The sequence below is a fragment of the Leeia oryzae DSM 17879 genome (genome assembly GCF_000376945.1).
Lineage (GTDB): Bacteria > Pseudomonadota > Gammaproteobacteria > Burkholderiales > Leeiaceae > Leeia > Leeia oryzae.
This window is the reverse complement of the sequence record NZ_AQXU01000020.1, coordinates 1-13366: the sequence shown is the minus strand read 5'-3', so window position 1 is coordinate 13366 and position 13366 is coordinate 1. Positions and strand designations below refer to the sequence as shown.

Below are 13366 nucleotides of genomic sequence, written 5' to 3'. Positions count from 1 at the left end.
TGTCCAAAATGTTAGCCAGTATCAGTTTTCTGCGATCAGATCGAGTTTGTTGCGCTTGATGGCGGCCATCAGACGACCATCGGCACGGACCTTGTTCAGGAAAGCGGAAACACGCTGATACCAGGCGTCATCATTCTTCTGCATGGCATAGGCGTAATGCGTCAGGTGGTAGGTGCTAGGCGGGGACACCAGGCGAGCCCAGTCCGTGGTTTCCAGCATACGACGGCTGAAAGGGTAGTCGGTCATGAATACATCTGCACGGCCAGCTTCTACTTCCTGCTCACGCCCTTGCGGAGTATCGGTGACTAGCAGCGTGGCTTGTTTGAGTTTGTCCCGCATGACGGTCTCATGCAGCGTTCCCTTGGCAACCGCTACCACTGTTCCAGGTTTATCGATGTCGGCCCAAGTCTGGATACGACGGTTACTGCGTGTCGTGATGGCGTAGATATCACTGACCAGATGCGGCCGTGTAAAACGAAGGCGTTCGCTACGTTGCGGCGTAATGCCAATTGCAAACATTGCTATGTCGCACTTGTCTTGCTCGATGTCGTTGATGAGGGTGGCAAACGAACTATCAATGAAACGCACAGGCACACGTAATTCCTGGCCAAGTGCGATGGCCATATCAATATCAATGCCAGAAAGCTGCAGGGTTTTCGGATTGCGATAGGAGATACCGTAATAGTCCGGCCAGATACAGACCTTCAATTCATTTGCATCTCGGATCTTTTCCATGTGTCCAGCTTGGACGGCCGGCAGACTCAGGAGGCTGGTTGCAGCCAGAATGCTCAGGACAATGCGTTTCATGGTGGGGGCTTTCGGGGTTGCTTGTATTCTTGACCACTCCGCAGCATGTGCAGATCCACTGTAAATAAGCATGCGGGGTCAGATAGGTGCGGCAATTCTATCGGCCCCTGTCCTGTTGTATTTTGTTACAAATCAAAAATTACCCGTAAAGCATTCATTTTAGAACTTGCTTAACGAGCATAAGGGTTGATTGGGTTCGTTTTCAGGAATAAAAAGTACATTGTGCTGTTATACATGGCATTTAATGACTTGAAACTGCTTTGCCCAGACAACCTTCATTTAGTCATCATTCTTTTGCCATTGAATATCAGGGTTGCTAAGTTTAAACGACACTCTCTGCGGGTGGTTTAACGACACGAGGTATTCAACCGGACGGCGTTTGGTATCCAGAATAACCCCTTTGTAAGCGAGCGCGGGGCTACCAGAAGGTAGTTTGAGCAATTCTGATTCTTCATCCGTCAGTAGTACCACCCTGACTTCGCCTTCATCACTGCCCATGACCAGACCATAGCGCGTGTATAGCAATTGGTATAGCGATTGTCCGTCAATCAGATCACTGGCGGTGAGCTGCGGCACAAAGTTCAGCGGAATGTAGCTGGTTTCAATACAAAATGGCACATCATCAATGCTGCGCAGTCTGCGGATGACAACCAGGGCATCTCCTTCAGGTATCTGTAACTGTCTGGCCATGCTGGTGCTGGCTGGAATTGTCTGAAAATGCAGCAGGGTACTGCCAGCCTGAGTACCATGGGTTTCTAGCAGGTTGGACAGGCTTTGGGGGCGGCTCATGGGGCGTTGTACATCGGGTGCTTTGACAAATGTGCCCCGATTGCCTCTGCGTTCCAGAATGCCTTCGCTAATTAACTGTTCTATCGCTTTACGCAAGGTCATTCGGCTGATGCCAAGGTGCGTCGCCAGGTCCCTTTCTGCGGGTATCTGCTTGCCCTCAGCAAACTCGGGTGCTTCCAGCATGCTCAGGATGGCTTGCCTGGCTTTATGATGCACCAGCTTGTCTTGTCGTCTTAGTGGCTGCGTTTTGGTGTTATTCATGGTCTATCTTGCCGGGTGAAATATCGTTAGGTAAATGATTTTGCTAACCCATTGTTTTTCAAATGTATAGGTGACTCTCTTGGGGGCAGTTCAGGTATTTTTTGCTAGACCATGACCGACTCAAAAAATGGATTTTAATCCGGTTCCTTGTTTTTGTGGTCTATAAAGTGGTACAAATTGTTCGTGGTACATTTTATGGTCTATCAAGGGGGCGGCATGATACAGGGTTTTTATCAGGACAAATTTGTAGGTTCATTGCTGCAGGCAGCAGCATCTGTTGATGAGGCCGCCAGATACGGAGAGCAGATTGCCCATGAAATCGACCGCATATACTTTGTAAGTTGCGGTGCGCCAAACCGGGTGATGCTGGGGTTGCAGTACTGGATCGAAAAATTCAGCCCGACGCTGGAAGTACGGCGCTATTTTCCGGCTGAATTTATGGATATGCAGCCACCACGACTGGACAGTCGTACACTGGTGGTTCTGGCATCCAAGTCTGGTACTACTACAGAGACCGTTGCAGCAGCCCGGTTTTTGCAAAATCTGCCCTGCAAAACACTGGCGGTGACGCAAACTGCAGAACTGCCGCTTGCACAAAGTGTACAAAAGGTATTTTTGACCGGAAAAACAGACGAAGCCTATTTTGGCTGTTTCATGCTATTGCAAGCCGTCATAGGCGGCATTCTGGCTTCACGCGATCAATGGCCGTATCGCGCGCAGCTGCTGTCATCGCTCAAGGCTTTACCGCTGGCATTGGCAGAAGCGGTGATAGGCAATGACGCGCGCGCAGCCGCAGAGGCGCGCTTATACAAGGATGACCGGATTCTTTACCATCTGGCTTCCGGCCCGATGTTTACAGCAGCCTATGTATTGGGAACCTGTATTCTGGCAGAAAGCCAGTGGATGCACAGTCATGCCCTTGAGGCTGCCGAGTTCTTCCACGGCCCCTTCGAAATTGTCGACCACACGACGCCTTTGATCCTGTTTCTGGGGGAAGACCCCAGCAGGCCACAAATGGAACGGGTAGTACGCTTTTGCCAGCGCTATACGGAAAGAACCATGATTTATGATGCCAAAGACTTTGTCATGACCGGCATTGCGCCAGAAATCCGGCCGATTGTCGCGCCCTATATTGTCGGCATTGCAGCAGAGCGAATTGCTGCACATCTGGCCGTATGGCACGAACAGCCACTGACCACCCGGCGTTATATGTGGAAGACGGAGTATTAAACATGCTTTCTATACTGGGGCTGGGCGATAACACGTTTGATGTATATCTGGACAAGGGGCTTGAATATCCTGGCGGTAATGCGGTCAATGTGGCCGTATTTGCCGCTCGGCTGGGATGCCGAGCGGCGTACTTGGGCAGGGTGGGGTGTGATGCCGAAGGGGATTACCTCCGTCATTGTCTAGCATTAGAGTCTGTAGATGTCTCCCGGCTACAGGTGGATGAGACGCATGCAACCGCATGGGCATGCGTGACCCATCAGGAGGGAGATCGCCTGTTTCTGGGGAGTGAGCAGGGCGCGTCTGCACAGCTTGTATTGGCAGAAGAGGATGTTGAACAGCTTGCCGCATACAATCTGGTACATACCAGTATCTATAGCCATCTCGTCCATCAATTGCCGCAGATACGCCTGGCAGCCAAGTACCTGTCTTTTGATTTTTCTGATGACTGGACAAGCGACCTGCTAAATCAGGTGGCTCCTTTTCTTGATATCGGGTTTGTATCCATGGCAGATAAAAGTGAGGCTGAGGTTCAGTCCGTGTTGGCTCGGTTGACTGGCTTGGGCACAAAAATCGCTGTCGCCACCCTGGGCAAGGCCGGTGTCGTTGTGTTTGATGGCGTGAATATGTATCAAGCGGAAAGTCTGCCTGTCGCCGTGGTAGATACCTTGGGCGCAGGTGACGGTTTTATTGCCGGGTTTCTGGTGTCTTGGTTGCAATATCAGTCAATCAATAAGGCGCTGAATGCCGGGCTGGCCTATGCTGCGCAGGTTTGCCAGTCTGAAGGAGGATTCGGTTACCCCAGAAACACGCCTGATGACCGTTGGGAGAAATTGAAACGTCAATTTCTCATGTAATGCCCTTAAATTACTTCTTGCACCTTAATGTCGTAGCGTTATCACCTGCATTCTGACCATGGACAATTTGTCCTTACAAAGTGAATGTCTGCATGGCGGATATTTACTTTGTAAACGGTCGCTTGGTTTATTAAACAAGTTTTCGATACCTTGATGACGATCATCAGTTTCCTGACTGTGCATCAGAGTAATGCATTTGCCAAGCTGTTCTGTCAGAAATGACCGCAGGGTCTAATTTTTGTCTGCTTGTTGATAGTCTTACAGAGAATCAACCTCGTCATTCTTCCCTGTGTGGTGACACATACAAGTATTGCCAATGCTGTGCTGTCATTAAAACCCAACAGAATCAGCGGTATATCAGGTCTTTTCGGTGTTTCTGGCTGTTGATGAAAATAAATGCTTATTTTGTATGTTAAATTTTGCATTTGTTTGATCTTGGTCTAAAACGATAGATTACAGATCAGGTTTACTGACTCCGGTATAAAGGTTTGCATCACCATCATATGGTAATGTCATGAAGAATAAGGCATCGAGGGTATTTCATGCATCACAAATTCAAGAAGCCGGTGATGATCGGCTTCATCGCGTCAAGCGCGCTATTGGCTGGCTGTGCAACACAGCAGCTATCACCAGTGTCTTCCACTGAAATCACCTCTGTTGCATCTGCAGATTTAAACCAGATTAATGCAGCGATTCAGCCACTTGGCGGCCCGTTGAGTCTGGAAGAGGCTATTGCCCGCGCCATGAAGTACAACCTGGACCGTCGTGTCAAACTGATGGAACAGGCAATTACCATGGGGCAGTATGAAGTAGGCAACTATGACATGTTACCTAAACTGGTCGCTTCTGCCGGATACCATGGGCGTGACAAGGACCTGATCTCCAAAAGCCGGGATTCGATTACCGGCGACCTCTCGACGTCGAATCCTTATATCTCCAGTGACAGAAACACCACGACGGCTGACTTGAGTTTTACCTGGAGCCTGCTGGATTTTGGCCAGAGCTATTACGCTGCCAAACAGAATGCTGACCGGGTGCTGATTGCCGGTGAACGGCGTCGTAAAGCCTTACAAAACCTGGTGCAGGATGTGAGCACCGCGTTCTGGAAAGCGGCAAGTGCCCAGAAACTGAAAGCCGAAGTCAAAACCGCCATTGTCAATGCCGAAGCGGCGCTGGAAGATGCGCGCAAGGTAGAAGCAGAGCGCCTGCGTCCGCCGCTGGAGGCGCTGCGTTACCAGCGCCAGGTGCTGGAAAACCTGAGACTATTAGAAACCATTGATCACGAACTATCTACGTCCCGGACGGAGCTGGCAGCACTGATCGGGTTGCCGTTAACGGCCAATTTTGAGGTGGTAGAGCCGGCGCAGGCGGTGAGCGACAAATGGCTGGAAACACCTGTCGAAAAAATGGAAGCCTTGGCGATTGCCAATAATCCGGATTTTCGTGAATCGTTTTACAACACCCGGATTGCGACCGAAGAAACGCGTCGCACCATGCTAAAACTGTTCCCGGGCATTTCCTTTACCGCTGCGCTGAAATCCACGGATGACAGCTACCAGATTTACCAGAACTGGCAAGAGGCGGGCCTGCAGGTTTCCTATAACCTGTTGGGCTTGTTGTCTGCACCTGCACAAAATCGTCTGGCAGACGCTGGCGTCAAACTGGCAGATCAGCGTCGTCAGGCGACGCTGATGGCGATTCTGGCACAGGTCCATATTGCCAGACTGCAATACCAGCATACCTATCGTCAGTACCTGCGCGCCGATGCCATCTGGCAAGTCGATGCAAAAATTGCTGACCAGTTTGCCAAGCAGGCACAAGTGCAAAAGCAGTCCCAGCTCGATAGCGTCGCCAATCAGACCGCTGCCATTTTGAGCCAGCTGCGCCGTTATCAGGCGTTGGCGGTGGCCAATGCGTCCGCCAGCAAATTGCGTGCAACGCTGGGTATGGAGCCTGTCGTGATCGGGAGCGGCAATATGTCGCTGGCCGACCTTACTCAGGCCGTCAACAAGGCGCTGGCTGCCTGGTATACCGATTTGCCAGCAGTTACAGATAACGCATCAACAGAAAAAGTGTTGCTGAACGAGGTATCCAGATGACAGTACGTCGTTTGTCTGTATCCCTGGTTTTGCTGGCCTGCGCCCACAGTTTTGCCGAGACGCCTGCCACCAAACCGGCTCCGGAAATTCGTGCACAGCTGACACCAAAGCGTTACACCACCCTGGCGGCAGAGGTGGGGGCCAAGGTGTTGCGCCTGCCGTTTCAGGAAGGGGATGCCTTCAAGGCAGGGGCTACGCTGGTGACGTTTGATTGTTCGATCCAGCAAGCGCAGCTTGGTAAAGCCAATGCAGCCCTGAAAGCATCTGAAAAAACCTGGCAGGCCAACAAACGCCTGGAAGAACTCAATGCCGTGGGCAAAGTGGAACTGGATGTGTCGGAGTCTGAAGTCAGCAAGGCGCGCGCCGAGGTGACGACCAACGCGGCCGTGTTGAGAAAGTGCACGGTCAGTGCGCCGTTTGCCGGCCGTGTGGCAGAGCAAAAAGTCAGGGAGCAGCAATTTGTCCAGCCAGGGCAGGTGATGCTGGAAATCATCGATGATTCTGTGCTGGAGCTGGTGTTTATCGTGCCTTCCAAGTGGCTGGCCTGGGTTAAACCGGGATATGGCTTTCAGGTCAGGGTGGATGAAACAGGCAAGTCGTATCCGGCCAAGGTGCAGCGCATTGGCGCCAGGGTAGACCCGGTGAGCCAGACCGTGAAATTGACCGCGGCGATCGACGGCAAGTTCAAAGAATTGATAGCAGGGATGAGCGGGCGGGTCATGATGACACCACCTGCCGGACAGTGATCTGTCCAGAATTGTGATTGGAGTATCAAATATGTGGAATCGTCGCAGCTTACCGGCGCTTTTGAAACGTCTGCTTGCTAACAGCCTGTCTGGTGCAAACGCGCAGCCTGTCCTGTACAAGCGGGTTCCAAAACCATTGGCGCTGGAGCAGCGGTTCATGTTTGATGCGGCTGCTGTCGATACGACGGTGACCGTGTTTGACAGTCATCTATCGGATTCCACAACTGCTACCGATACCACCAGTCTGGATGCAACCCGCACGACGCTGGAACCCGTAACAACCGACACCAAGACAGTGGTGGATACGTCTGTTGCCAGCGTGCCGGTCTCTACGGCACGCGAAGTCATGTTTATCGAGGACGATGTACCGGACTTTACCCAATTGGTGAGCAATGCCCGTGCTGGTGTGCAGGTTTATGTGCTGGACCATACGCGGGACGGTTTGTTGCAGATCAGCGATATCCTCCAGGGGCAGCAGGATATCTCGGCCATTCACATTGTCACGCACGGTAGCGAAGCCGCCATTTCATTGGGTACATTGACGCTGGATGCGGCCAATATCACCCAGTTCAGTGCAACGCTGCAAAGCATCGGGAAGAGCCTGAGCGCAGATGGCGACATTTTGGTGTACGGCTGTGATATTGCCGCCGGCAATGATGGCCAGATGCTGATCAATAGCATGGCAAGCTTAACGTCGGCAGACGTGAATGCTTCTACCGACACCACCGGTGCAGCAAGTACCGGGGGTAACTGGCAGCTGGAGTTCCGTACCGGGCAGATCGATACGTCGGTATTTCTGACCGATACCGGTATACAAACCTATGCCGACCGACTGACAACCGTTTCGCTGTCGGGTTCTGCAGGTTGGGTGCCGATCATGTTTGGTGCAAGCAAAGATCCGAATAATGATAGCCAGGCAGGCGCTGCTGATACGGATATCATTGGTGATGCGACCCACGGTTCGCTCTATACCGCTTATAGCGATAGCGGCACTACCTCGACTGCAGACGATTATCTGTATTTCCGGATGCGGATTGATAACCCGACTAGCCCTACCAATTTCTCTGGTGTAGCGATTGTTGGTATCGATGCCAATGGCGATGGGCGTGTTGATCTCTTTATGTCGGTGGACGGGCGGAATAACAGCCAGGCGGTCAAACTGCTGGACCCGGGTACTGGCCTGAACATTTCCCCGAATACCACTACCACCCAGCCGTTACCCAGCGGCTGGCTGCCGAATAATGGCGTGTATGCGTTTAACAGCAGTAATTATTCGGTAAATGCCGTCTCTGCCTTGAATGACCCGAACTGGGGACCATCCTCAGTTAATCCGACTACAGGAACAGCATCCAACCTAACTGGAGATGCGGCGACAGATGTCTTTATTAGCTGGCGCATACCCCTGGCCGATCTGGCAGCTGTTTTGGCGCAGCCATCACTTGTCGACAAAAGCGGTGTATACGGCCCAAGGGGCAGCACCGGCATACAAGGCTTTAACAAAGACACGGTGGTCAAATACGTCAGTTTTACCCAAACCCAGCCTGGCCCGATTAACGGTGACTTGAACGGGGTAGGGGCCAGTTATGACAAGAATGCCACGTTTGCACAGTTGGGTGCATTTACTGACCCCATGTCGGCCAGTAACCCCGTGCCTGCATCTACCGGGCTAACCATTACCGATAATGTCCCGGGCATTGCCAACGGCGATGTCACCTTTACGTTCAAGTTTACGGATGGCGTAACCGGCTTCGACATCAATGACATCACGATCTCCGGCGGGACCAAAGGTACCTTTACCCAGGTCAGTGCAGATACCTATACCCTGGTTGTGCATCCGGCAGCCGGAACGGATAACGGGACCATTGATGTAAGCGTATCTGCCGGTGCGGCAACCAGCAATGGCGGTTTGCCAACCTCTTCAGCCTCTGCAAACCAGGCATACGATACGCTTGCGCCGACTGTTTCCATCGATACGCCTGCAACAGCATTATCAGGTACGCCTACGCTGACCGGTCACAGCAATTTGTCAGACGGGTCCATGATTTCTGTCGCGCTGGATACGGATAACAACGGCACGGCGGACCTTGTCTATCAGGTCATGGTTAATGGGGGGGTATGGTCCCTGAATACGGCGACTGCATTACCCGCTTCTGGCACCATGTCTTCCAGCGGGTTGACCAGTTACACCAAGGTGACTGCCACGGCGACAGATGCCGCAGGCAATTCTGCTACTGCCGTCGAGCTGAACCCGCCAACCGTTAACACCCAGTCTACCAATCTGACAGCCCCTGTGATTACGGGCACCTGGACCAGTATTGCTGGTGATGTGTTGACCGTGACGGTGAATAATGCCACTTATACATTGTCACCTGCCGGTAACACCTGGAGTCTGGATCTGTCTACTGCGACACCAACTTCAGGTACCAAGACCGCGCTTGTTGCAGGACAAACCTATGATGTTACCGCGACCGTAACGCGCAGTGGGGACAATGTATCTGACACAACCCATTCCGAGCTGGTCATCACCAGTACACCGGTGAAAGCCATTGATATTGCTGGTGGAGCAACGGCATCTGGCAGTAATACCTATCCAACCATCACGGGTACATCGGCCAATGCTGGTGGCTTTGTGATTATCCAGATTGATCCGAATAACGACGGTAACCTGTCTGATGCCGTGACTTATTCCGTGGTAACGGATGGCAGTGGCAACTGGTCACTGAATACTTCGTCAGCACAACCCATTTCTGGCTCCGTGCCCAGTGGCGGATATGTTGGTAGCGTTGGTTTGCGGGCGACAGACAGTACCGGGGCAGTTACCGATACCCAGGTTCTGACTATTGCTACGCCAACAGTGACTATAGGCAGCATTACCAGCACCGCCACTGCAGATGCGAATGGACAGATCAACAATACGGGGTCGGGTCTGACCTACCTGAACATGACCGAAGATAATGCCGTGACCATTTCGGGCACTGCAACCAACGGCTTTACTGTCAATCTGGTTATCAGCGATGCGAATGGACACTCACTCAGTTACAGTGGAATTACGGTATCAAGCGGAACATGGTCAAAAACCGGGCTGGATTTGTCATCGCTGGACAGTACGACACTCACCGTAAAAGCGACTCTTAGCGGTACTGCCATTTCGGCCACAGATACTAGCGTGACGCATGATACGCTGGCCCCCAGAATCTTTAATACTACTCAGTCTACCATTGCCAAGACAGCCTCATCTTGCGTAATCAAGGGGGTATCTGAGCTGCCTGCCGGGACAGTGCTTAACATTTCCCTTTACACCAATAGTGGTTACAGCACGCTTGATCAGGCAACATTTACGGCGACTGTACAGGCTGATGGGTCTTGGTCAGCTTCGCCTGCTAGCAATATTTCGAATATCTCAACGGTATACATCAAGATTGCACCATCCGTGACGACCGTTGATGCGGCTGGCAATATTGTTCAGTCCGTTCTTGATTCCAGAACCGTCAGCCAAAGTACCGGTAACTCCAATGCCACCATCAATGTCAAGGCCGTGACCGGGGATAACCTGATTACGCTGAGTGACATATACAATGGTACAAGCTCTACTAACCTGACCATCACTGGTGAATCCAGTGTTACCAGTGCAACGGTAACTGTTGCCATTTCGGATGGTACAACCAGCTATACCAAGACAGCGACCAGCGGCGCTACTTACTCTGCAGGTACCAATAACTGGTCTTTGAGCTTGACTCCTGCGGAAGTGCAAGCACTGAAAAATGGGCAATTAACAGTCACCGCACAAGTCACTGATACGACAAAAAGCGTGGTGGTGTATGACACTGAGATTGCGACTGTCAACCTGCAAAGCCCGACATTGGCCATTACGGATTCTGTCCCTGGGACGGCGTCAGGCGCGGTAACCTTTACCTTTACCTTCAGCGAGGATGTAGGCACCAGCTTTACACTGGCAGATATCACGGTGACTGATAGCAATGGCGGAACACCAACGCTTGGAACCCTGACCCAAGTAAATGCAACCACCTATACACTGCTGGTGACACCGCCAGCCTCAACAAGTGGAACCTTGACCGTTGCAGTCGCGGATGGAACGGCCAAAGGCGCCAACTCTGGCCGCAATATCATCGGTGCAACGGATGCCCAGGCCTATAACACGACCGGTGCTGCCGCAGCACCATCGGTCACGATTGATACCGATGCCCTTGCAACGGACAATACCCCCCTGATTACTGGTACGAGCTCGCTAGCGGCCGGGGCACCGATTGTGGTGACCATTGATCTGGGTAATGGCTCGACGCTGACTTACAGTGCCATTGTACAAACCGGGGGAACATGGTCGCTGGATGTGGGCTCTGCAACGCCCGTTTCCGGCACCCTGCCATCTGACGGCATACCCGTGTATGCAAAAGTGACCGCAACAGCCACCAATGCCTATGGCAACAGCACCAGTGTAGTCGGGTTGAATATTCCGACGGTGACACAACAACTGACCAATAGTCCTACGCCAACGGTGACGGGGTACTGGACAAACGTGTCGGGCGACAGTTTGTCTGTCGTGATGGATGGTATTACCTATACCACTAGCGACCCAACCCATACCCTGCATGTTTCCGGTAATACCTGGTCCTTCACTGCACCCACCACCTCAGACGGTAGTCACCAGGTGGTGGCGACGACAACCCGTGGCGGTAGTTCAAAAGTGGATGTTACGACGTTTGAACTGGTGGTCGACACCCATGCAAGCGTAGTCATCAGTGGCGGAGATAACGTCCTCACAAAAATCGCGACTCCCGTCATTTCTGGTACGGTCGCCGATGTACCTGCCGGCAGTATCGTCACTGTCGGGCTGGATACGGATAATAATGGCTCGGTGGATGTCACTTACACTACGACCAGCGACGGGTCAGGTAACTGGAGCATCAATACCGCAACACTGGCGCCAACCTCTGGCTTGCTACCCGGTACGGGGCTGAATGGCACCGTGGTTGTGCATGCCTCGGTTGCTGATTCGGCTGGTAATCACGGTACTGATATCCAGACACTGGTTGTGGATGTTACGCCACCTGAAATTGCTTTCAGCACGTCGGCCAAAACTGCTGATACGACGCCGCTGATTACGGGAACCACTGACCTGCCCGCAGGCAGCACGATTACCTTGGTAATTGATGGTACCAATACATACACAGCCGTCGTTCAGGCCGATGGCTCCTGGTCGGTAGATACCGGCAACCCGACGGCCAATGGCGGCACTGGCCCGGTGGTAACGTATGTTTCTGGCACAACCCTGCAGTTGAAAGCGACTGGCACAGATGCCGCAGGCAATGCGACAGAAGCAAACAAGCCCCTCGTTGTTGATACAACTGCACCGGTGATATCCATCCAGAGCCCGCTAGACTGGAACAACGGGGATAGCAATAACATTCTGTCTGCGACGGAAGATGATGCAGTCATCATCAAGGGTGACATTGCCGGTGTTGCAGATGGTCAAACGATTGTGGTCATCATCAGTGATGGCACAACATCGATTCAGGATACGGCGACTGTCTCTAACCATACCTGGGCACTTGGCAGTAGTAACCTGTCTGCCCTGAAAAACGGCACCATTTATGTCACCGCAACCTATACCGACAGCGGTGGCAATGATTACACCGCCAGAGCAACGGTACAACATGACAAGTCGGCCACGGTGGCGATTGATAGCATCAGTCAGGATACCGGTGTGCTGGCCGACTTTACGACCAAAGATAGTACGGTTGCCATTTATGGCACGGCAACACCTGGCGCAACGGTTGGTGTTGTCGTCAAGAATGCTTCCAATAGTGTGGTAGCCAATTTTAGCGTGACCGCAAATGCCTCGACTGGCGCCTGGTCTACCACTGACACCAGTGCCTTGGTCGCAGGAAGTTACACCATTGAAGCAACCGTTGGCGGGACTACCGTCAGTCATGCCCTGACCATTGTGGATGCAACAGCTCCAACACTTGTCAGCAGCACCCCTGCAGACAATGCAAGCGGTATCAGTATCAGTAACGACCTGACGCTGACGTTCAGCAAGGATATTGGTGCCGGGTCCGGATTTATCGGCCTGTATAAAGCTGACGGGACGCTGATTGAAAGCTTTAATGTGGCTACGGGCGTGGGTGATGCGGGCGGTAGCCTCACCTTTAACGGTACAACAGGGGTGACGCTAAATCCCTTTGCCAATCTGCAAGATGCAACAGACTATTATCTGAAAATCGATACTTCCGCGATCATGGACAGTGTCGGTAATACCTATGCAGGTATTTCTGACGCCACCACGCTCAACTTCAGAACCGGCGGGGTAGATACAACGCCTCCTGCCATCACTGGCCCATCCGGTAGTGCTGGCGATGCCACTGCCAGCAAGAGCGTAGCGGAAAACACCACGGCAGTGACACAAGTCACGGCCAGCGAAAGCGTGACCTGGAGCCTTCAGGGTGGCACGGATGCCAGCCTGTTCGACATCGACGCGAGTGGCAACCTGAGCTTCAAGACCGCGCCAGATTATGAAACCCCGGGTGATTCGAATACAAACAACACCTATGTGGTGGTAGTG

At 52.4% G+C, this 13366-nt stretch carries 7 protein-coding genes; 5 read left to right on the top strand and 2 right to left on the bottom strand.

Annotation, left to right across the window (positions count from 1 at the left end; genetic code table 11):
- Positions 1-21: 21 nt before the first annotated feature.
- Complete coding sequence (locus F552_RS0106590) at positions 22-807, bottom strand: substrate-binding periplasmic protein (protein ID WP_018150941.1); 786 nt, start codon at positions 805-807, stop codon at positions 22-24.
- Positions 808-1086: 279 nt separating this feature from the next.
- A complete protein-coding gene (locus F552_RS0106585) occupies positions 1087-1857 on the bottom strand; it encodes a GntR family transcriptional regulator (RefSeq protein WP_018150940.1) in 771 nt (256 codons plus the stop codon).
- A 216-nt stretch (positions 1858-2073) separates the two neighbouring features.
- On the opposite strand from F552_RS0106585, the gene F552_RS0106580 reads away from it, so the two are divergent.
- The 5 genes from F552_RS0106580 to F552_RS0106560 all read left to right on the top strand — a co-directional run.
- Positions 2074-3087 (top strand): SIS domain-containing protein, encoded by a 1014-nt coding sequence (locus F552_RS0106580; RefSeq protein ID WP_018150939.1) that lies wholly within the window; start codon positions 2074-2076, stop codon positions 3085-3087.
- 2 nt (positions 3088-3089) lie between these two features.
- Entirely contained in the window at positions 3090-3941 is an 852-nt protein-coding gene (locus F552_RS0106575) for a PfkB family carbohydrate kinase (RefSeq protein ID WP_018150938.1), read from the top strand.
- A gap of 542 nt (positions 3942-4483) precedes the next feature.
- Positions 4484-6040 carry a TolC family protein gene (locus F552_RS0106570; protein ID WP_018150937.1) on the top strand — a complete coding sequence of 519 codons (1557 nt, stop codon included), beginning with the start codon at positions 4484-4486 and terminating at the stop codon, positions 6038-6040.
- Positions 6037-6786 carry an efflux RND transporter periplasmic adaptor subunit gene (locus F552_RS0106565; RefSeq protein WP_018150936.1) on the top strand — a complete coding sequence of 250 codons (750 nt, stop codon included), beginning with the start codon at positions 6037-6039 and terminating at the stop codon, positions 6784-6786. The genes F552_RS0106570 and F552_RS0106565 overlap by 4 nt, the downstream gene beginning before the upstream one ends.
- 31 nt (positions 6787-6817) lie before the next feature.
- The coding region (locus F552_RS0106560; RefSeq protein ID WP_018150935.1) for a DUF4347 domain-containing protein at positions 6818-13366 on the top strand (6549 nt) is incomplete at its 3' end.